This window comes from Psychrobacter sp. TB67 (genome assembly GCF_000511065.1).
GTDB lineage: Bacteria > Pseudomonadota > Gammaproteobacteria > Pseudomonadales > Moraxellaceae > Psychrobacter > Psychrobacter okhotskensis.
Genome location: NZ_AYYA01000007.1, coordinates 20,420 through 42,144, shown reverse-complemented (window position 1 = coordinate 42,144; position 21,725 = coordinate 20,420). Strand labels below are relative to the sequence as shown.

The following is a 21,725-nucleotide window of genomic DNA, read 5'->3' as shown; positions in this document are numbered from 1 at the left end:
GAAAGGTGGGTTATGCTTTTGTATCCCACCTTTTTTTGTTCAGGTTTTTGCTAGAAGTTTATTTCGCAATAGCTGCTTTACTAACGCCATCAAGGGCTGTTGCGATGTTATCAATAGCAGTATCACAACCTTTTATATTATGACGCTCTTTGAGATATTCAGGATTGTTGTACGACAACCAAACTTTTTTATCGGCATCTTCACTGATGAGGATTTTTTGCGGTAAGTCAATGGCGACGCTTTGCTCGCAATTCATCAATGGCGTACCCGCTTTCGGATTACCAAACATAATCACTTGCGTCGGTCTTAATGTTAAATCAACACCTTGCGCATTTTTCTGATGATCGACGCGCGCAAATACTTTCATACCTTTGCTTTCGATAATCGCTGCTAGCTTATCCGCAGTATCTTGAACGGAGTGATTACTTTGCATCGTCACCAAACCCTTCTCAGCATTGATAGCAGTCATCGTTTCTGGCGTTGATTGCACCTTATCTGGCGCGTTTAAAATATTTTCAACACTGGCGCAAGAGGATACAGCCAAAGCTAACGCCGCAATAGAGATAATTTTAAGCATAAAAAGTCCTTTTTTATGGTGGTTGTTTATTCAGTGATTGATGGTTAGCAACATCGAATATTCATTGTGAGCTATAACACTGTGCGTAATAAACTGCGCATAGTAAAGGGTCGCATTACAACACCTCTTAAAGAATGACTAAGCCAAAACTATCATCTAAGCCAAACGCTCTGCTAGATAATCTACGAGCAACCGAATCTTTGGCGATAAATGACGGTTGTGCGGATAGACGGCCCAGATACTTTCTTCAGGCTCTCTATAGTTATCCAGTAAGCTGACCAACGCACCTGATGCTAAGTGTTTTTGCACATAATAATCAGGTAGCTGCACGATACCCAGACCTTTTAAGGCAGCATCGACTAGGCTGTGACCACTGTTGTATTGCACAGTGCCAGACACTCGCAGGTTTTTTTCTTTATCAGCGTCTTTTCCAGAACCTGTTTTTTTAGAATCTGTTTTTTTAAAATCTATAAAGTGCCAATAGTCACGAGTGCCAAGTAAGCAGTTATGTTGGCTTAGCTCGGACAAAGCATGAGGCGTGCCGTATTTTTCAAGATAAGCGGGTGCGGCACAGACGAAGTTGGTACGACGGCTGAGTTTTTTTGCCATCATGGTTGAGTCGCTTAATTTGCCAATACGAATTGCCAAGTCATAGCCGCCATCAACCAAGTCAATTTTTTGATTACTCAAAAATGCCGTCACTTCGATATCACTATATTGCACCATGAAATCATTGACCAGTGGCAATAATTGCTGCTCGCCATAAGTGACAGGGGCGGTCAGTTTAATCCTGCCTTGGGGTTTTGATTGTAAGTTACTCACCGCTTGCTCAGCGGCATCCAAGCCATCGAGTACACTGCGGCAATGCTGATAAAACACGCGGCCTTCTTCAGTCAGTGTTACCTTACGAGTTGTACGATATAGCAATTTAATATTGAGACGTTTCTCTAAAGCGCTTATCTGCCGACTGACTTGCGCGGTTGAGATGCCCAATTCTTTTGCAGCACGTGTGAAGCTCTCGTACTCCGTCACATAAACGAACTCGCTAATACCGTCCCAGCGCATGATTATTACCACCGTGTAAAAGATATTTGCAAATATAGCACATTGTCATCATGGCAGAAACGACTATAATGGTCAGTATAAAGTTTAATGCTTCACAGACTGGTACAACTGTAGCTTGCCTCTACTAAGTCAGCAATATAAGATGAATAGGTCTGTGCTCAATAACCGATAAAACTAATTAAAAAGAGAGACAACTATGTCAGATAAATTTATTAAATCAAAAGCCGCCATCGCTTGGGGCCCAAACCAACCACTATCTATCGAAGAAGTGGATGTCATGCTGCCGCGCAAAGGCGAAGTATTGGTAAAAATCATCGCCAGTGGTGTCTGCCACACCGATGCCTTTACCTTATCTGGTGAAGATCCAGAAGGTGTATTCCCAGCTATTTTAGGTCATGAAGGCGGCGGTATCGTTGAGCAAATCGGCGAAGGCGTGACCAGCGTCCAAGTCGGCGATCACGTCATTCCTTTATACACCGCAGAGTGTGGCGTTTGTAAATTCTGTACTTCAGGTAAAACCAACCTATGCTCAGCCGTACGCGAGACTCAAGGTAAAGGCTTAATGCCAGACGGCACCACGCGTTTTTATAAAGACGGTGAGCCAATTTATCATTACATGGGTTGCTCAACTTTCTCTGAATATACCGTCTTGCCAGAGATTTCGTTGGCCAAAGTGGACAAAGACGCACCGTTAGAAAAAGTTTGCCTACTTGGTTGTGGCGTGACCACCGGCATGGGCGCGGTTATGAATACGGCTAAGGTTGAAGAAGGTTCTACCGTTGCTGTTTTCGGTCTTGGTGGTATTGGCCTCGCCGCCATCATTGGTGCAAAAATGGCAAAAGCCAGTCGTATTATCGGTATTGATATTAACGAAGATAAATTTGAGTTGGCTAAGAAGCTTGGCGCGACTGATTGCATCAATTCTAAAGACTATGACAAGCCTATCCAAGAGGTCATCGTTGAGATGACTGATGGCGGCGTAGACTATTCGTTTGAGTGTATTGGTAATGTCGATGTCATGCGTTCAGCGCTTGAGTGCTGCCATAAAGGTTGGGGCGAGTCGGTCATCATCGGTGTCGCTGGTGCAGGGAAAGAAATCTCAACCCGTCCATTCCAGCTAGTGACGGGCCGGGTCTGGAAAGGCTCAGCATTTGGCGGCGTCAAAGGCCGTTCAGAGCTGCCTGGCTACGTTGAGCGTTATTTAGCAGGCGATATCCCCTTAGAGGACTTTATCACTCACACTATGCCATTAGAAGATATCAACGAAGCCTTTGACTTGATGCACAAGGGTGAGAGTATTCGTACGGTTATTCATTTTTAAGAGATAATCTTGAAGACACGCCCTAGTTTTATAAGATAGAAAAACCAAAAATGCCGTCCCTATATAAGGGCGGCATTTTTTTAGCATTAAAAATATAGTCAGTGAAAAGTAATATCGATATATCAGCAACATCGTAGCATTTTTAGGATATGTTGACGATAGGCTTATAAATAACGGTTAGCCTTGAGTATCAAGAATGATCTGCTCAGCAAGTGTGACAAGATCTGAGGCCACAAAGTCCGGTGTTGGCACATTGGAGGCGGGCAACATAGCGTTATAAGGACGTTTAAGAAATGCTCCTTGACAGCCAGCCGCTTGCGCGCCAATCGTATCCCAAAGATGACAAGCGACAAGGCACAAATCTGACATTTCAACAGCCAGCTCTTTAGTGATCATTTGATAAGTCTCAGGCGCAGGCTTGAATTTTGCAACCTTCTCAACGCTAAAAGACTGCTCAAAAAACTCACTCAACCCTGCCTTTTCAAGTGGCGTAGGGGACGGGCTGCTCGCTGAGTTGGTTAACGTTACCAGTCGAAACCCTGCGTCACGTAGTTTGGTTAATGCCGGTATTGCATCAGGATGAGCAGGCATTTCGCTCATGCGCTCTTTTAACTCATCGATATCGTCACCTGTTAGCGTGATTTCATGGATATCAGCGGTCATCTGCAACGCACCGACGCCAAGCCCACCAAAAGGCGTATAGAGTCCTGATAAAGTCATGGTTTGTGAGTAAAGCACCAATTGGGCAAACCACTCTCTGAGTATCTGCTTATCACCGAACAGTCGGGCAAACAATGGCTCAAGAGTGGCGATGTCGAGTAGCGTCTCATTGACATCAAACACGATAATCGAGGCTGATTTATTAGAGGACATAAAAGATCCTTTTATGAGTAGCGAACGAAATTTTGTTAACAAAGCTAGTCAGGAAATACTATCAACAAAGCTAGTCTGGCATGTCAGCTAATTGCTGCAAAATATTCGTGAAATTCTCTACACCTTGCGCACCGCTAACCAAATGACGTTCATTAAAAATTACCGCCGGCACGCTTTGAATGCCTTGCTGCTGCCAATGTTGCTCAGCCTCTCTTACTTCTTTAGCAAAACGCTGGTCTTCTAGCACGGCTAGCGCTTCATTACGATCTAAGCCAGTCTCTGCAGCGATATCGGCGAGCACGGCATTGTCAGAAATATTGCGACCATGGGTAAAGTGTGCGGCGAACAACGCTTGCTTTAAGTCGTGCATGCGAGCTTGCTGATTTGCCCAATGCAGCAGCTGATGCAAGTTAAAGGTATTGTGCATGCGCGTGTCATCGTTAAAGTTGAACTCAAAGCCAACCTCGTGACCCGCTTCCGTCAATCGAGTTCGGCTAGCATTAGATTCTTCTTTGCTAGAGCCATACTTCTCCATAATATGTTCACGCATATTTTGTCCTGCGCTTGGCATATTTGGATTAAGCTCAAACGGATGCCAGTAAATCTCGTGTTCGGTGTTGGTTTGCTTGAGCGCTTCTGCCAGCTGGCGGTAACCAATGACACACCAAGGACAAACAACGTCTGAAACGATGTCTATACGTAGTGGCTGCGCTGATGATAATGGCTTTGAATGTTCCATATGATCTCTCGTTATCTATTTTTTAATTCATTATAGTTTTACTAGGACACATATCCCTAGGGCGTACCCTGTATTAACTGAAAAAACTGCTGCTCAATTTTTTGAGCAACAGCTATCTGTGAACAACAGTCTTTTACACGCTAGCTTTCAAGTAACAGTATAAAAACAGCCAAGGAGTTATTACAACCCTAGATTGGTTGCATCATTAATCTGTTTTGTTGGGTTGCGTTATCAGTTAGCGTCATTAATCAACCTTGTGCCATTCAAACTTTTGGAATGGCTTGTCGATTGGGGTGTTGGCAAGATGGTTGGTGTAGTTGCTCATTACCTTTTGCGCAGCAGCAAGGACGACTTCTAAAATCTGGCGTTTGGTGAAACCCGCATCCAAAAATGCTTGGACGGCGTCATCATCAACGTTACCACGATCACGGACGACAGAGAGCGTAAAGTGACGTAGCGCCTCTAACTTATCAGTCGGTAGTGGGGTTTCATTACGCAATGCTTCGGTAATCGCATCATCCACTTTCATACTTTTGGCGATGCCCGTATGCGCAGGTACGCAGTAATGACAAGCGTGCTCAACGTTGATGGTTTGCCAGACGACGGTGACTTCTTCATCATCAAAGCTGCTGTCTAAAAACAATTGATGCAGCTGTTGATAACCTTCAAGCAAGCCTGGCGCTTCAGCCATCACAGCGTGCAAGTTTGGAACCATACCAAACGCTTTAATAGAAACATCGAGCAAGTCTTTGCTGTCTGCTGGCGCGCTTTGCTTGTCGTGCAATGTAAATTCGGTCATATAAAATCCTTAGTATAACTATTCTCTAGTTATTATTTGGTTGTTAAATTTTTGTAGCTTAAGTCCGTTAAAAACAAAGAACTAAATTGAGTGATTGCTCAATAACAAACTAATGAAATGTTTAATCAATTTGTAACGGTTTTTAAATAGGCTTTCTATTAGAATCGCTAAACTATGACGCGCATTGGTTTACGCATGGTTAATATTTACTGAATAATAAAAGCTTAACACCAACCTTGGAGTATACATGAAGAATCTGACCGAAGTGATGGAATGGCGCTATAGCGTTAAAGACTATAACCCTAGCAAGAAGCTATCAGTAGAGGACTTTCAAAGCTTAAAGGAGGTATTACGCCTCAGTCCGTCAGCGACCAATATCCAGCCATGGCACTATGTCATCGCTGATGATGACGCGGGCAAAGATCGCATTGCCAAAAGCACTGATGGACATCATGAGGCCAACTCTTCAAAGATAAGAGAAGCTTCACACGTCATCGTTTTCTGTAGCCACATCCATGCAGATGAGCCACATTTGGCAGCGGTACTCGAAAAAGAAGCGGCTGATGGACGGTTTACGGAGCCAAAGCGCAAAAAACAGATGGATGACAAACGTAGAAAGTCAGTAAATAACCACCGCTATGCCCTAAAAGATGAGTCACATTGGTTGGCTGAGCAAGTATATATCAGTATGGGTGCGCTATTGCTTGGGGCAGCAACGCTCGGTATCGATGCCACCCCGATGGAAGGCGTTGATTTTGAGGTACTTGATGCTGAACTTGATTTAAACAGTAAAGGTTTAACGGCGTTAGGCGTGGTCAGTCTTGGCTACCGTAGTGGTGATGGCTACAATGCAGATCTACCAAAATCACGTTTAAGTGAAGATGCTGTTTTTACAAAGCTATAAATTAAAACTCTATCTATATGGCTATAAAGGATAAGCGTGTCGGAATAAACTTACGCTTATAAGATTATAGATAGTCAGCCATTAATGACCCCATAAGCCTATCTTCTTTATGGGGTTTCTTTATGCGCGTTAGCATATTCTTTCATCTACTTATTGTCGTCATGAGTGCCTAAGTTTTAATTATTGAGGCTGCTAACCTATGGTTTTTATTAAAAAAACTATACCCTAAGCATTACAAAGTAATAACAAAGCTAACCTTTGCTGTCAGTCATAATAAAAAAATTGAGGTTACTTTTATCTTATATAAGTAACGATAATTTAATAATCATCTGCCAGCGAGAAGCCAGCATGTCTACCTTGACGTTAACAATCAATAAGCAGGATTATCAGCTCGAGAATCTTGACGCCCGTACGACACTGCTCGACGTCTGTCGTCAACATTTACAAATTACTGGACCCAAAAAAGGCTGCGACCACGGCCAATGCGGCGCTTGTACCATGCTCATCAATGGTCGCCGAGTCAACTCTTGTCTCACACTTGCTATCATGCATGATGGTGATGAGATTACGACCATCGAAGGCATCGGTATGCCGGATTCACTATCGGCGCTGCAACAAGCCTTTAAAGATAACGATGCCTTTCAGTGCGGATATTGCACCCCAGGTCAAATTTGTTCAGCGACTGCCTTAATAGAAGAAGTAAAACAAAATTGGCCAAGCCATGTGAGCACAGACTTACAACATCCTGATAGCCTTCTGGTACAAGAAATCGCTGAGCGCATGAGTGGTAATGTCTGTCGCTGCTCCGCTTATCCCAATATCATCAAAGCCATCTCACAAGTACTTGAAAATGAGATGTCAGAGTCTGCTGCCCAGACCAATGACACCTCTACACAAAATTCAAGCGTAACAGGTATTTGGTCACCGCCGTCAAGCGAGGCTCAGTTCCATAAAGCCTCAGCGAATAACAAAACAATAACAGGCAAGGCAGGAGACCACTCATGAAACGTTTTGAATATAGCCGCGCTGATGCACCTAAGCAAGCCGCAACCTCTGCTAGCGGCAAAGACGCTTCTTTTATCGCAGGCGGTACCAACCTCTTAGATTTGATGAAGCTAGAGATTGAAACGCCAACTAAATTAGTTGATGTGACGCGCTTAGAATTACAACAGATAGAAACGACTGATGACGGCGGACTGCGTATCGGTACGCTGGTCAGCAATAGTGATTTGGCTGCCCATCCTGACGTCATTGCAAATTATCCGGTATTGTCTCGTGCCATATTGGCAGGAGCGACTGGTCAGCTACGTAACAGAGCGACAACGGGCGGCAACTTTTTGCAGCGTACTCGTTGCTATTATTTTTATCAAACAGACAGCGCTTGTAATAAACGTGAACCGGGCACAGGATGTCCTGCTATCAACGGGGAGAACCGTACCCTAGCTGTCTTAGGTACCAGTGATTCATGTATTGCTCAGCACCCATCCGATATGGCAGTGGCAATGCGCTTACTGGATGCCACGATAGAGACAGTTAAAGCAGATGGCTCGACTCGCGCTATCGATGTGAAAGATTTTTATTGTTTGCCAAAAGACACGCCGCATATCGAAAATGTGCTAGAAGCAGGCGAGCTGATTACTCATGTTGTATTACCTGCCCCTATTAAGGGCATGCATACCTATGACAAAGTGCGTGATCGCGCTTCTTATGCCTTTGCACTGGTATCTTGTGCCGCAGTCATCGATGCTGACGACAATGGCAACCTAAAGACAGTACGATTGGCGTTCGGCGGCATCGGTACCAAGCCATGGCGTAATGAAGAGGTTGAGGCACTATTAACGGATACCGATGGCAATAGCGACGTTATCACGCAGGCCGCTGATCTATTATTGCATGATGCCAAAGGTAATGGTCAGAACGACTTTAAAATACCGTTGACGCGTCGCCTACTAAAACAAGTTATTCAGCGCGCATTAGCGGGCGAGGGAGCATAATCATGGCACTATTAGAATCAATCACCCAGTCAGAACCAACCAAAAAACTGACCATGGATGAGCCTGTTGAAACGCTATTTAGCACAACGGCAAGCAAGCTAGTTGGTAAGCCAATCAACCGTGTTGATGGTTCCCTAAAGGTTAGCGGTCAAGCGAAATACAGTGCCGAAATACACTTGGACAATCAAGCCTATGGTGTATTGGTAGGCGCGACCATTGCTAAAGGTCAAGTTGAGAGTATCGATAGTGACTCTCTAAAAGGCATTCCTAATATTATTAAAGTGGTGACCGATCCTGAGCACTTCTTACGTAATTCGCAACAGGGCGGGGCAACAAAAGCACCAACTCAAGGTGTGAGTGAAGTGTTTTATCATGGTCAGCCCATAGCTGTTGTAATCGCCGAAACTTTTGAGGCGGCAAGAGAAGGCGCTAAAGCGCTGAAAGTGACTTATAAGGATGAGACTGACCAAGCGGCATTAAACTTTACTCAAGAGCTCTCTAACGCACATGCGGTAGATGAAAAAAAAGGCTCTGATAAAAATAATGTCCAAGGCGATCCAGACCAAGGCTTAGCTGATGCGGCAGTGACCGTTGATCGCTTTTATCATACCCCAAGTCAAAGCAACTCTCCGATGGAGCCCCATACAACGTTGGCTCATTGGGAAGGCGATAAGCTCGTTTTGTATACTTCCAATCAGATGATCGCTTCTTGCAAACAGCAAGTCATGGATGCTCTGGACCTAAATAAAGATCAAATACAACTGATCGCACACTATGTGGGTGGTGGGTTCGGTAGTAAGCTCGGTATTGCTCCTGAATCTATTGCAGCGGCGATTGCTGCGAAAGATCTGGGTCGTCCTGTGCTAATCACTATGACGCGTTCACAAGTGATGGAAGCAACGGTCAGACGCTCAAACACGCGTCAGCGTATCGCAATCGGCGCGAACAATGACGGCGTGATCGATACATTGATTCACGATACGATCTCTAGTAATTTGCCAGGTGAGGCTTTCTTTGAGCCAACTGCTCTATCTACGCACCATCTATATAGCGGCAAAAACCGCCGTGTGAATTATGAGATGGTAGACATGAACCAAGTGTTGTCAGGTTCTATGCGTGCGCCTGGCGAAGCGGTAGGTATGATCGCGCTTGAATGTGCCATGGATGAGCTTGCCACACAGTTGGAGATTGATCCGGTTGAACTACGCCGTCGTAATGAGCCAGAGCAAGATCCGAGTCAAGATATTCCTTTCTCAACGCGCCAATTGATTGCCTGTATGGAACAAGGTGCTGAGCATTTTGGTTGGAGTGAGCGAAACGCCAAGCCTGCCAGTCAATTAGAAGGTGACTGGTGGATAGGTACAGGCATGGCGGCGGCTGCCCGTGGTAACCAATTACAGCCATCTGAAGCACGTGCAACCCTACAGGTAGATGAGTCAAAAGCACTTGGTATCAAAGCAGTTATCGAGACAGACATGACAGACATCGGTACAGGGTCTTATACGGTGTTTTCTCAGGTAGCGGCAGACCTGTTAGGACTGCCTATCGACCATGTTGAGATGAAACTAGGTGACAGTGCATTGCCACCAGCATCAGGCTCAGGTGGCAGTTGGGGTGCTGCGAGTGCGGGTAGTGGTGTCTATCTTGCTTGTGAGCAGCTGCGTGAAATGTTAGCAGAAAAAGTTGGTCTGTATCCTGACAACATTCAGTTAGACAATGGTCAAATCAAGAAAACAGGCGAGCATGCTTTAACGGCAATGGAGGCTGCCAAAAAGAGCGGCCAATCATTTGCTGACAGCACTATTGATAAGCTATCGCAAACCACAGGGCTTTCGCTATCAGGACAGTCAGCATCACAAGAGTATGATTTTGATAATACAGAGTCTTATGCGCTTGCGGATGTGGTCGCTGACTATGATGAGCAAAAAATCACTGCCAAAGGCCAGATAAAACCGGGTAAGAACGGTAAGAGCCATCGCCAAGCCTCTTTTGGTGCGAACTTCGCTGAAGTGGCGGTTCATAAAGTCACTGGTGAGATTCGGGTGAAACGTATGACAGGTGCATTTGCCGCTGGTCGTATTCTGAACCACAAAACTGCAACGTCGCAATGCTATGGCGGTATGGTGTTCGGTATTGGCTCAGCGTTGATGGAAGAAGTGATTCATGACAAACATGACGGTCGTCTCTGTAACCATGACCTTGCCGAGTATCATGTGCCAGTTAATGCGGACGTACCGCAGTTAGATGTCATATTGGTAGAAGAAGATGATCCTTATACCAATCCAATGCACATCAAAGGTATCGGTGAGACGGCTATTGCAGGTGCTGCTGCCGCGATTGCCAATGCTATCTATAATGCGGTCGGTGTGCGTGTTTATGACTTCCCAATTACGCTTGATAAGCTGCTTGCTGAAATGCCAGAGTGATTTTTAACTCAAGTTTTATTAAAGAAACCCGCCTAAGCTGCGGGTTTTTACACCCTAACGGTTTATAACATAAGCAAGTTATAACATAAGCAAAACAAGAGGTGTTATGAATCAAGTCGCTGACATTCTCAAGCTAGCAGGTGAGGCCGCTCAACAAAACGTTGATGCTGTACTGGCAACGGTCGTCCGTACCGAAGGCTCAGCGTACCGTCGTGCTGGCGCGATGATGCTTATATGCGCAGATGGACGCTCGGTCGGAATGATAAGTGGTGGCTGCCTTGAGCCGCATATTATCAAACGTGCCTTTTGGCTCACGCGTGACGGTGCCAATGTGCAAGTCTATCAGACGGGTGATGACATCGAATATGCCGAAAATGGTCAAGCGCAGGTAGCGATCAACAAAGAAGCTGGCGATACAGGTGATGATCTAAACGACTTGGATGACATGGACTTTGATGAGTTAAACTTTGGACTTGGCTGTAATGGACGTGTGCATGTGCTGTTTGAGCGTCTGGCAAAAGCTGCACCATTTTTAGAGTTAGTTCGTCAGGTGCGACGTCATCAGCAGCCAGTTATGGTCGCTACTTTGATTCGCGCCAACGGTTATCAGAATACCGAGTTGCAAATTGGCCTGCGTATTAATCTAGACGAATATCACAATTCGGAAAATTCACTAGAGCAAGAGATAATAAACCCTTCGAATATAATTGCCTATATCGTAGAGGCGTTAGCAGAGTACAAGCTGTCTGAGAACAATACTGAATACGTGACCATAGAAACGGACGACGTAACTACTGAGTGGCTCGTACAACGCTTGCAACCACAAGTGCGTTTATTAATTTGCGGCGCAGGCAATGACGTGATGCCACTGGTGACGATGGCAAAACTACAAGATTGGCATGTCACAGTCGTAGATAGCCGCACGCAATATGCGACTCGTATGCGTTTTCCTCAGGCAGATGCGGTGATGGCGTTATCTCTAGAGGATAGTGATACTCTGCTGAAGCTAAGTGAGAATGCAGCGGTTGCTCTGATGTCACATAGCTTGACTCAAGACCGCGCTCGCTTGGCGATATTGCTAGCACATGCGCAAAACTATAGATATCTAGGTCAGTTGGGGCCGCGCTATCGTACTGAACGCTTAATCAATGAAATCAGCGCCAACATAGCGAATCCTACTGTTTTGGGTGATGGTATCCGTAAATTACATTATCCGATTGGCTATAAGCTGGGCGGAGATGGTCCAGAGTCACTCGCACTTGGTATCATGGCACAGATAAATGCAGTCATGCACGATCAAACTGTATCAGTAGAGGGTTCTCGCAGTGAAATCTCGAATTTAGCAGCAAGCGGTGATGATATGGACGCTGATATTGTGGCAAGTCTTATATGAGTAGCGGTACGCCTATAAAAGACACTGACAGCCAAGTACAAAATCATGCGGCCATCGTATTGGCAAGTGGCCTCAGTCAGCGACTCGGTCAACCTAAGCAGCTACTCGTTAAAAATGGCGAGCCATTAATCGTGCGCATGATCCGATTAGCAGTAAGCACCAATCCGCAATCCATCGTCGTTGTAATTCCTGATAAGCATCCTGCAATTGCTAATGCAGTTACAGAGCTGGCTATGCAATATCCAACGGTTCAAGCGGTGCTAAATTCAAAACCTGACACCGGCATGGCGGACAGTTTGCGTTTGGGTATTGAGACCATCGCTAGTCTTGAAATTGCCAGTCTTGACGCTTATTCAATCGAGCGAGTGCTCATTATGGGTGTTGATCAAATTCTACTAGATGAGCCACATTTAACCGCTTTACTGGCTGGTGAACAGTCTGTAGTGGCAAGTCGCTATTATAGTTGGCACAACTGCCAAAATTTAGGTGAAGCAGAACTTAATAATAACTCTGCCACCAATAAATCCACAAGCAATATCATTGGTCTACCTTTAGTCATTAACTATAAACTGCTTAGACAATGGCAGGCAATGTTAGCAGGAGATAAAGGGTTAAGGCATTTGATTAGAGGGTTACCAGCCGATCAAATAGGTACAGTGATCAACGATAATCTTACCTATGATATTGATACGCCCGAACACCTAACCTATGCTAGACAACAAGGCTGGCTGGATAAGAAATCCTAGCGATAATAAGTATTAAGCGACCGACATGACAAGCATGATAGAAACCGAACGACTGTACTTAAGACAGTGGCAAGCGAGCGACTTTGCGCCATTCGCTGAGATGAATGCTAATTCTAAAGTGATGGAATACTTTCCCAAGTTATTAACCACTTCCATGAGTAATACTATCGCCAAAAAGTGCCAAACGCTGATTGAGGATAATGGGTGGGGGTTTTGGGCGGTGAGTCGCAAAGGCGGCTCAAACAAAAGCGATGACTTTATCGGTATGGTTGGTTTAAATGACGCGCATGCTGATATGCCGTTTTCTCCTGCTGTTGAGATTGGTTGGCGATTGCACAATGATTATTGGGGGATTAGGGTATGCGACCGAGGCCGCGCAGGCTGCTTTGCGCTATGCCTTTGATGTTTTAGAACTTAGCGAAGTAATTGCCTTTACTGCCGTTATAAATAAGCGCTCGCAAAAGCTTATGCAGCGTATTGGTATGACTGATACGCAGGACAACTTCTCTCATCCGATGCTCGATGCTGATCATCGACTGGCTGAGCATGTGCTGTACAAGATTACGCGTCAAGAGTGGCAGCTTGCTTAAGTAGATATTTACTTAGTTGGGATAGCGACCTAGTTGAACAATTAAATCTCATACTCTTAAATTTAATATATAATTATCGATTTATGTATACAGACCGAGAACATTATGGAAGATATGCTGTTAGAGTTCGAAAAGGGTATAGCAGATATCTTAGAGCTATTTAATAAATTTCGAGATAGCATTGGTGAAAATCCAGTATCTAAAAGCACTAGAGATCGTATTGATTATTTTATAAGCGCTTATGAAAGTTACATGGTTGCTCTGGAAAAAGGCAGTGCAGAGAAAATTGCGGAAGCTGCTTTAAGTGTTTGTTCGAACGCAAGTACAATTAATATGTTTGTTAACGATATAGATGAGCAAACAAAAAAATACAGTAAAAATTTATCGGAACGTGCTAGTTTTCTTCGTGGAAAGATAGAAAGTTCACCAATTTTGACAGTTCCTTTAACAGATAAGGCACGTTCAAATGTCTCAAGCGACATGCAAGACTATAGATCTTTTAAGAAACAATTAAAAGATACGAATGAAAAACTTGAACAGTTAAATCGTAAAGTAAAAAAATCACTTGATGAAAGTGAAGTTAAGGCTAATATTTTAACGAAAGAAATAGAGTCATTAGAAGAGACATACAAAAGTAAAATTAGTGCCATATCGCTAGCATATGAAGAAGAGTTAAAAGCTATTAATGATAAAAACGATCAGTTAGATACTCTTCTAGGTAATGCGGCAAGCAGAGTTATTGTTTCAGAATATGCTGATAGCGCAAAACAGGAAAAAATAGCTGCCGAGTGGTTAAGAGCGGGTTCACTGGTTTGTATGGCAATCATTATTGGGATAGCTGGATATTCTTTCTATGAATCTATTCATCAAAACTTTGATCTTTCTAATGCTCTTTTAAGATTAGCATTAGTCTTTTTATTATCAGTTCCAGCTGCTTATTTAGCTCGCGAGTCTACTAAGCATCGTCAGCAACAATATACTCATCTTCAAACATCATTGGATTTAAAGGCTATTAATCCTTATATAGCCTCGTTACCTGAAGAAGAGCAACATAAAATAAAGTCAGAAATCGCTCAAAGAATATTCGCACCTAAAGACTTCCAATCTGTCAGTAATGAATCTTATCCAATTAACTCTCAAGAAGTCATCATGGCGCTTATTTCAAAGTTTGGTAACGATAAAGATAAGTCTGCCGATTAACCACTCCGCGAAAACGTCAAAATATGTCCCTTAAACGGTAAGTCTAGATAAGTGGTATTCTCGGGCTTGACGTGTTGACTGCTAAAACCATATTCAAGCATTTTATTGGTTAGCTTGTTTTTTCGGCCACGCCCAGGATCTACGACGATGACCTCACATTTTGGTAACGCATGACGCTCGATAAATTCAGCCAAAATATCAATATGTTGGTCTTCATAGAGTAAATCACTACCGATAATGATATCGAACTTGCCAAGGTGGCTATTGTCTTCTGCCCAATCTAAACGCTCAAAGTTAATCTCTTTATTGTTATTCAAGGTGGTATTGCGATCAAGGAAGTACTCAACTGTCGGATGATAGTCGGTTGCCGTAATGTCTGCATGCCGATGATTGAGCAGCAGGCTCGATAATGCCATGCCGCAGCCAACCTCCAAGATACGCTTGCCCGCAATATCATAATCGAGCATGTGATTGGCCAATACCAAGCTTGACGGCCAAATCACGCCAAACATCGGCCAAGAAGTCGAGCAAATACCTAGGTTAAGCGCCTCATCGTCAGGGTCACTAAATTGTTGGTTGTCACGTAAGGTGCAAATATGGATATCGGTGTTGCCAATTTCAATCGTTTGATAACGCACGCGCACAGTGGTCAGCGAAGTCATAAACTGTCCTAAAAAATAAGCAAGAATGCAAGCTTTGGCAGAGGGTGCCACTTTCAATGAGGGGAAAAGCTGTTGGGTAGGGTTTGCAGCGTTTAAATCTTGGAGAGGTGATAAGCGTCAAGTAAAAGAATAGGTAGAAAAAATATTCTCATTTGGACGATGATAGTATGACCTAACATTTGACAAGTTGTTGTTAATTCTGAGGAGGTTATTCTTACTAATTACCGATTAGCTAACTAATTATCAAATATTTAGTAGCAATTAGCTATAGTCAAAATATTCTAAAACGCGACGGTATTGCTGATATCAATTTTTTGTAGCCTCTGTCTGCGCAGGTACAGCAAGCAAGAAAAGTTGATATCAGCAGTGCATGATGGTTCGATATTACTTTTCACTCACTATATGACACGTTGAACATGGCGCAAACGTAGAAAAATAGCTTATATAAAAAGTGAATAGTGCTTATTACTTATTACTTATCCTAAGGCGCAGCAATAGAGGCGAGGTATCCAGCCTAATACGTTAGATTGTGACCCGCTTAAAGTCAGGCAGTCACTTTAATTCAAAAATCTTAGTCCAGACGTTTTTAATGCCCAGACCAACTCCACAAAGGCACGACTATTGGTCAGAGGCTCACCATCGATGATGAGTACATAACCTGAACCATCAATCCATAAGAATACAAAGCTGGTCTCAGGAATCAACAAGTCTACTTGCTGAAAGAACGAAATCGCTTGGCTTTCTACTGCCCAGCCGCGTTGCTTTTGGCGTAGCATAAAGCCTGAGAAGTCAGCGGCCGCCACACTCAGCATATCCGCTTCTTCTTGACTATAGCCAATCCGAGCAAGACAAAACCCTTCATCAGAGCCAATGGCTGCTCGGCGCTTACCAGATAAGCTCGCTACCACGTAGGGTAGAAATTGATCCAAGGGCAGATTGGGCGCGGGTAAAAATAGCGACAGTTTTTCAATCCAACCTTGTTCAATAAAACTTTGTAACCACCCGTCAGAGTAGCGTGCTAGCCAGTCAGCAGCCAGTAGTGTCTGCTCATAGGATAATAAATCCTGTAAAGACAGCTGCGCATCGGTCGGCTCGTTTTGTGAAAATGCCTCAAAAATACCGGCTGGGGTTAAGGTCAGATAGGTTTTATCAGCGTTTAAGTAAGAAGACATAGCGGCTACCGTTGTTGGGAAGTTTTAAATAGGCGATAAGTTAAGTTTTGATATTCTGGCCGTTAGTTTGGTCAAGGCGTTGCTGGCAATGGTTCCAACGTTCATCAAACTGCCAATCGCTTTTGCCTAAGCGAAACCAAACTAATGAGAAGGCAAGGCGATCATGGCGCGCGATACAGTGGGCAAAGAACTCATTTTCGATTTGCTCAATCGTGCCCCAGTCTTGATTATTGCGTGCTTGCATCAGCTCAGTGGTGATGTCTTTTGCAATCTCTTTGGCATCATCGCTACTGATACGCAAACGCTTTGTCTGCTCGTTCAGCGATGGCGACACCAGCACGCTCCAACGGGTCGCCAGCATACTATTGCGCTGAATATAGCTTTTTTTATTAATACAGTCGCGAAAACCCTGCTCAACCTGCGGATACAGGCGGTCTTGAATACGAGTAAATAAATTGGTCACATCGTAAGGAATGTCATACCAGCAGCCATAAAAAAAGTCCGCCACAGCACCTTGTAGCGGTTCTTTCTCGTTTAATAACAGTGCTGCATTGATACGTTGTTCGTGAAAATACCGATTATTGGGCGCCAAGAATACCTTGCGCGAGTAAAAACGAAACACCTTGCGCGCGGCCATCTCACTTTCTTTAATAAGGTCTACATCAGACATAATGGTGTCCTTTAGGTCATCGCTCGCACTCGAGTGCCATAGGCGATAACCTAACTAAGCAAAATAAAACCAAGGTGAAGCAGAATGCTAAGCAAAACGCTAGATAACATACTAGGGCGTGTCTTCAACTCATTCGATAGTCATCTAAATGGGCTAAAAATGGCTAAATCTTGCCAAACATCGTCAAATAGCTGGTTAATATCCCGATATTATCTGCGCTATTTTTTCTTGTTTGACGGCAATTTATCTCATTTTTATCACCATTTTTGAAATGAAGACATGCCCTAGTCAAGCAAGGTCTGCATCAAATCTATCATAAACTCAGCGTCTTCTTCACTCATAGGCTCAAATCCTTCAGGCATACCCAGTTCAGCCAATGCTTCTTGACCATCGTCATCCTTATTAAAATTCAGGACGGCATCGGTGATCGCTGCGGCATCGGCAACATCGTCTTTGATTAATAAAACGTGACTGATATCTGCCAAATCACTTTCGATAAGTACCGATAGCTGGGTTTTGGTCAGACGTGAAAAGCCATGGAAAATCTCTGCCAAAAAGAACGCCGCTTGGACCTCCCCTTTAATGACTTTGCGCGCGGCGGCTTGGTAGGTTTCGGTGACATCCCAATTGAGATCCGAATCTTCTATATCAACCGCTTCGAGTAAACGTAAGCCAATCAGCTTAACATCACGGTTGTCCGCCATCGCTACTGTCGCGCCAGCACGGATATCTTCTAAACGATTGATATCGCTATTTGCCGCTGCCGCAATGACCATTTCATCCGATTTTCCGATAGGGCGGGCAATAGCACGGTAGCCTTGCTCGCGTATCAGCGCCGCTGCATCAAAGGGATTGGCGTAAATGACATGGACGTTGCCTGCTTTGATAAGGGCTTCTTGTTCAGCATACGACGTCGGTGTGTTGAGATGCATATGAATACCCGCACGCTTTTGCATAAGGGTGTTAAACATATGCCAACCGGCAAAGCGCTCAGGAGAAAAATCAGGGGCGATTAATAAGTTATACGTGGGTTCACTCATGATTTAGCCTTCCTCATTTTGTTTCATTTCAGCATACTGAGCCATTGCTGCATCAATCTTGCTGCGTGATGGCTTACGGCGGACCGAGGTATAACCCACCGTTTCGCCGTGACGAATATTAGGCACGACCGTGGCATATACCCAATAATGGCTGCCGTCTTTGCATAAGTTTTTGACGTAACCGTGCCATTTCTGCCCAGACTCAGCGGTATCCCACAAGTCTTTATAAGCCGCTTTAGGCATGTCAGGATGACGCAAAATATAGTGCTGTTTGCCGATTAACTCGTCGACATTGTAGCCACTAATCTCGACAAAGGCGTCGTTAACGTGCGTTAAAATGCCGTCCAAATCTGTACGCGAGACGATAAGCTTGCCGTCTGGGTAGGGGCGTTCAATACCAGTATCATAGACAGTACGCGATGTACCATCGTGATAAGTCAGCATGATTTGTTCTGCAGGTAACTCAGGTTTTTGTGCATCAGGGAGTGGAGAACCCATCGTAATCTCCTTCATTTAACGTTGTATTCATAAGGGTTAAAAAGCGGATTTGGTGTGTTAGCGGTCGATAATAGAATGAATGATAAGCCAGATATTTTTTATTGTTCTAATAAGTTCATCGCTCATCTCTTCTCTCATCATTGAAGCCTTTCATATAAACAGTGTGCACTACCTTAAATAGTTTTTATAAGACATAGCACCAATTTTAATTTAGAGTAGGACGGATAACTTGCTATCTCTTGTTATCTATAGCGATAACCATAACGCGGCATCGACAGTGCTTTATGCTCACCAATTAGATGAGTTTGGCTAGGGCTTCTGAGGCGCGCTTGATATCCAAGAATATCAAACCAAGCTTGGCATTGGGTTTTGCCATAATGGTCAGCACTGCCTCATCTCCTGATGACGTCATAATCACGTAGCCTTTTTCACCTTGAATCATAATGCGATCGATACTGCCGCGTGCGAGCTCACGACCTGCGCGGTCACCCAAGGATAAAAGCGCGGCTGACATGGCGCCAACGCGATCTTCATCAACGCCCGTTGGTAAGGCTGAAGCAATCATCAGACCATCGTTAGAAATAAGGGCAGATGCTTCTACATCGGCTGATGAGCTGTTTAGGTCTTCCAAAATCTGCTGGAATGAATCTGTACGCATATCGCTTTCTCTGTACTGGTGGTTGGTATGTATTTGTGAACGAGTGGCGGTAGCCAAAATATCCTTGCTTTAAGAAGGGCATTATAATTCCTTACTAATAATATTGATATACGATTATGCCAATAAAAGAGGTATTTTCTAGATATTTTACTGCTTAGTGGTCGATTTCTACTTTTTATCACTATTTCTGATATAGATTTTAATAAAATATTGAATAGTTATTTATTTTTATACCTCATTACCACTAATTTAACGTTTTTTAACAAGTGAATTGTGCGATAGATTCTTTTCGTTAAAAAGGTTTAGTGATAAGCGAATAATTGCTGCTCATCGTTTGACTATGGAGTACAAACAAAAACCTGCCGCATCAACTATACTGAAAAAAGTCACATCATTTTTCATGATGGTGATATTTACTAGACTTATAGACCCTAAAAATGATATATAGATATGAGATAAAAATAGTTGTTACTTATTAGCTATGCATTTAACCGATTATTTATAGAAGACAAACAGTTGGCGTTCAATCCCATTAGTTTTTATACCGACCTGTGTATAGGAGCGTTTTAATCCCACATCGGCGTTTATAATCCTATCGTTTGCTAGCAAATGATAAGACGTGGATGTATATCAACAGATCACAATTTTTACCTTAAGGAAGCTATATGAGTATCAGTCAGGCCATCGAAAAAATCGAAGAACGTTATGCCCATCAACCTGAATTCGTGCAAGCGGTAAAAGAAGTTGCGCTTACCATCGCACCTCTGTATGACGCTCATCCAGAATATGAACATTTAAAGATATTTGAGCGTTTGGTTGAGCCTGATCGTATTATTTGCTTCCGTATTAACTGGGAAAATGATCAAGGCGAAGTGCAGGTCAATCGCGGCTGGCGTGTTCAGTTTAGTAATGCCTTAGGCCCGTACAAAGGTGGCGTTCGCTTCCATCCTACCGTCAACCAATCCGTATTGAAGTTTTTGGGCTTTGAGCAAATCTTTAAAAACGCTTTAACAGGTCTACCAATGGGCGGCGGTAAAGGTGGTGCTGACTTTGATCCTAAAGGTAAATCGGACAGCGAAATCCGCCGTTTTTGTTATGCCTTTATGCGCGAGTTGCATCAGTACGTCAGCAAGGACATTGACGTACCAGCAGGCGATATCGGTGTGGGTGGACGTGAAGTCAGCTATATGTTTGCCATGTATAAAAACTTGACTCGCGAGCACGGCGGTGTCTTGACTGGTAAAGGCGTTGGTTTTGGTGGTAGCTTAATGCGCACAGAAGCGACAGGCTACGGCGCGGTTTATTTCTTAGAAAATATGATGGCTGCGCAAAACGAAAACATCAAAGGCAAAAAAGTGCTGATCTCAGGGGCGGGTAACGTCTCACTGCACGCCGCCGAAAAAGCGAATATGCTAGGCGCAACCGTACTGACAGTATCTGACTCACAAGGTACGTTGTATGATGAAAAAGGCATGGATCAAGAAAAAATTGATTGGCTAAAAAATCAAAAAGCACAAAGCAAGCCACTGTGTGATTATGTTGATGTTTATGGTGGTGAGTGGTTTGCTAAGCAAAAACCATGGCACATCAAAGGTGATATCGCTATCCCATCAGCGACACAGAACGAAGTCAACGAAGATGATGCTAAATTAATGGTTGAAAACGGCATCAAATATATCGCTGAAGGCGCTAACATGCCATTGACTGCCGAAGCTGTTGATTATATTCGTCTGCACCGTGTCCACTATGCACCAGGCAAAGCGGCTAACGCTGGCGGTGTGGCAGTATCTGGTCTTGAGATGTCACAAAACTCAGTGCGCCAATATAAAACCTTTGAAGAAATCGATGAGCGCCTAAAGCGTATTATGAAAAATATTCATGATTGTGCCGCTGAAGCATCAGAAAACTATGGTCAGACTGATGATGGCTATATCGACTATATGGCTGGCGCCAATATCGTGGGCTTCAAGCGCGTGGCTGATGCGTTATGTGCCTATGGTATCTTGAACTAACTTTTGGTATCTCGAACCAACTTTTAGTATTTTGAGCTAAAAGGACAGTTTGTCTTAGTTCGCTTATTGAAATTTTAAATACCGCTTTTATTTCTAATAAGGGCGGTATTTTTTTGTTTGAAATTTTTTTGCCTTTTTCGACAGGACGCTCACTAAAGTTTTTTGGCTTATAAGTACCTAATTTATAAATGTTTTTACATGTTTTACTTGAAGTTACATTAATCTATTTTATTAGACAGATTATAAGTAATCATTATTAGTCCTTTTGACTATTATCAATTCTCTAGGTTCATTTTAGTTTACCCAAAGTTTTTACCTATAGCTTTGATACATTCATCAAGGGATCAACCATGACCGTCCACAAGGGAGTCTATACTGACAAAAAC

20 protein-coding genes and 1 pseudogene are annotated in these 21,725 nt (G+C 43.6%); 10 read left to right on the top strand and 11 right to left on the bottom strand.

Going from position 1 to position 21,725, the window contains the following annotated elements:
- Positions 1 to 58 precede the first annotated feature (58 nt).
- Both W293_RS0101525 and W293_RS0101520 read right to left on the bottom strand, forming a co-directional pair.
- Positions 59 to 577 carry a DUF302 domain-containing protein gene (locus tag W293_RS0101525; RefSeq protein ID WP_025650773.1) on the bottom strand — a complete coding sequence of 173 codons (519 nt, stop codon included), beginning with the start codon at positions 575 to 577 and terminating at the stop codon, positions 59 to 61.
- Positions 578 to 733: 156 nt separating this feature from the next.
- Positions 734 to 1,642, bottom strand: coding sequence for a LysR family transcriptional regulator (locus tag W293_RS0101520; RefSeq protein ID WP_025650772.1), 909 nt, complete (start codon positions 1,640 to 1,642; stop codon positions 734 to 736).
- A gap of 196 nt (positions 1,643 to 1,838) precedes the next feature.
- Here W293_RS0101520 and W293_RS0101515 point away from each other — a divergent pair, with 196 nt between their 5' ends.
- Positions 1,839 to 2,963, top strand: a complete 1,125-nt coding sequence (locus tag W293_RS0101515) for an S-(hydroxymethyl)glutathione dehydrogenase/class III alcohol dehydrogenase (RefSeq protein WP_025650771.1) — start codon at positions 1,839 to 1,841, stop codon at positions 2,961 to 2,963.
- Between the two features lie 177 nt (positions 2,964 to 3,140).
- Here W293_RS0101515 and W293_RS0101510 read toward each other — a convergent pair whose 3' ends face one another.
- From W293_RS0101510 to W293_RS0101500, 3 genes are all read right to left on the bottom strand, one after another.
- Positions 3,141 to 3,836, bottom strand: coding sequence for a haloacid dehalogenase type II (locus W293_RS0101510; RefSeq protein WP_025650770.1), 696 nt, complete (start codon positions 3,834 to 3,836; stop codon positions 3,141 to 3,143).
- Between the two features lie 70 nt (positions 3,837 to 3,906).
- Complete coding sequence (locus tag W293_RS0101505) at positions 3,907 to 4,575, bottom strand: DsbA family oxidoreductase (protein ID WP_025650769.1); 669 nt, start codon at positions 4,573 to 4,575, stop codon at positions 3,907 to 3,909.
- Positions 4,576 to 4,819: 244 nt separating this feature from the next.
- Positions 4,820 to 5,374 carry a carboxymuconolactone decarboxylase family protein gene (locus W293_RS0101500; protein WP_025650768.1) on the bottom strand — a complete coding sequence of 185 codons (555 nt, stop codon included), beginning with the start codon at positions 5,372 to 5,374 and terminating at the stop codon, positions 4,820 to 4,822.
- A gap of 247 nt (positions 5,375 to 5,621) precedes the next feature.
- Here W293_RS0101500 and nfsB point away from each other — a divergent pair, with 247 nt between their 5' ends.
- The 8 genes and pseudogenes from nfsB to W293_RS16665 all read left to right on the top strand — a co-directional run bounded on the left by nfsB (position 5,622) and on the right by W293_RS16665 (position 14,627).
- Positions 5,622 to 6,278 (top strand): oxygen-insensitive NAD(P)H nitroreductase, encoded by a 657-nt coding sequence (nfsB, locus tag W293_RS0101495; protein WP_025650767.1) that lies wholly within the window; start codon positions 5,622 to 5,624, stop codon positions 6,276 to 6,278.
- Between the two features lie 348 nt (positions 6,279 to 6,626).
- Positions 6,627 to 7,283, top strand: a complete 657-nt coding sequence (locus tag W293_RS0101490) for a 2Fe-2S iron-sulfur cluster-binding protein (RefSeq protein WP_025650766.1) — start codon at positions 6,627 to 6,629, stop codon at positions 7,281 to 7,283.
- Entirely contained in the window at positions 7,280 to 8,272 is a 993-nt protein-coding gene (locus tag W293_RS0101485) for an FAD binding domain-containing protein (RefSeq protein ID WP_025650765.1), read from the top strand. Before W293_RS0101490 ends, W293_RS0101485 begins: the two co-directional genes overlap by 4 nt.
- 2 nt (positions 8,273 to 8,274) lie before the next feature.
- The gene (locus W293_RS0101480) at positions 8,275 to 10,698 is read left to right on the top strand and encodes a xanthine dehydrogenase family protein molybdopterin-binding subunit (protein ID WP_025650764.1); all 2,424 of its coding nucleotides are present in this window, start codon (positions 8,275 to 8,277) and stop codon (positions 10,696 to 10,698) included.
- A gap of 106 nt (positions 10,699 to 10,804) precedes the next feature.
- Complete coding sequence (locus W293_RS0101475) at positions 10,805 to 12,091, top strand: XdhC family protein (protein ID WP_025650763.1); 1,287 nt, start codon at positions 10,805 to 10,807, stop codon at positions 12,089 to 12,091.
- Positions 12,088 to 12,837 carry a nucleotidyltransferase family protein gene (locus W293_RS0101470; RefSeq protein WP_025650762.1) on the top strand — a complete coding sequence of 250 codons (750 nt, stop codon included), beginning with the start codon at positions 12,088 to 12,090 and terminating at the stop codon, positions 12,835 to 12,837. The genes W293_RS0101475 and W293_RS0101470 overlap by 4 nt, the downstream gene beginning before the upstream one ends.
- Before the next feature lie 34 nt (positions 12,838 to 12,871).
- Positions 12,872 to 13,427 (top strand): annotated as a pseudogene (locus W293_RS15920) (GNAT family N-acetyltransferase).
- A 105-nt stretch (positions 13,428 to 13,532) separates the two neighbouring features.
- The gene (locus tag W293_RS16665) at positions 13,533 to 14,627 is read left to right on the top strand and encodes a hypothetical protein (protein WP_025650761.1); all 1,095 of its coding nucleotides are present in this window, start codon (positions 13,533 to 13,535) and stop codon (positions 14,625 to 14,627) included.
- Here the strand turns inward: W293_RS16665 and W293_RS0101455 are convergent.
- From W293_RS0101455 to W293_RS0101430, 6 genes are all read right to left on the bottom strand, one after another.
- On the bottom strand, positions 14,624 to 15,289 hold the full coding sequence (locus tag W293_RS0101455) for a class I SAM-dependent methyltransferase (protein ID WP_025650760.1): 666 nt from the start codon (positions 15,287 to 15,289) through the stop codon (positions 14,624 to 14,626). The two genes, W293_RS16665 and W293_RS0101455, sit on opposite strands and share 4 nt — an antisense overlap.
- Positions 15,290 to 15,846: 557 nt before the next feature.
- The gene (locus W293_RS0101450) at positions 15,847 to 16,461 is read right to left on the bottom strand and encodes a hypothetical protein (RefSeq protein WP_025650759.1); all 615 of its coding nucleotides are present in this window, start codon (positions 16,459 to 16,461) and stop codon (positions 15,847 to 15,849) included.
- A 40-nt stretch (positions 16,462 to 16,501) separates the two neighbouring features.
- On the bottom strand, positions 16,502 to 17,131 hold the full coding sequence (locus W293_RS0101445) for a hypothetical protein (RefSeq protein WP_025650758.1): 630 nt from the start codon (positions 17,129 to 17,131) through the stop codon (positions 16,502 to 16,504).
- 284 nt (positions 17,132 to 17,415) lie between these two features.
- Positions 17,416 to 18,171 (bottom strand): phosphate/phosphite/phosphonate ABC transporter substrate-binding protein, encoded by a 756-nt coding sequence (locus tag W293_RS0101440; protein ID WP_025650757.1) that lies wholly within the window; start codon positions 18,169 to 18,171, stop codon positions 17,416 to 17,418.
- Positions 18,172 to 18,174: 3 nt separating this feature from the next.
- Positions 18,175 to 18,669 (bottom strand): PAS domain-containing protein, encoded by a 495-nt coding sequence (locus W293_RS0101435; RefSeq protein WP_025650756.1) that lies wholly within the window; start codon positions 18,667 to 18,669, stop codon positions 18,175 to 18,177.
- A 295-nt stretch (positions 18,670 to 18,964) separates the two neighbouring features.
- The gene (locus tag W293_RS0101430) at positions 18,965 to 19,327 is read right to left on the bottom strand and encodes a roadblock/LC7 domain-containing protein (protein WP_010201036.1); all 363 of its coding nucleotides are present in this window, start codon (positions 19,325 to 19,327) and stop codon (positions 18,965 to 18,967) included.
- Positions 19,328 to 19,992: 665 nt separating this feature from the next.
- Between W293_RS0101430 and gdhA the strand changes: the two genes are divergently transcribed.
- On the top strand, positions 19,993 to 21,339 hold the full coding sequence (gene gdhA / locus W293_RS0101425; RefSeq protein WP_025650755.1) for an NADP-specific glutamate dehydrogenase: 1,347 nt from the start codon (positions 19,993 to 19,995) through the stop codon (positions 21,337 to 21,339).
- The last annotated feature ends 386 nt before the right edge of the window (positions 21,340 to 21,725 follow it).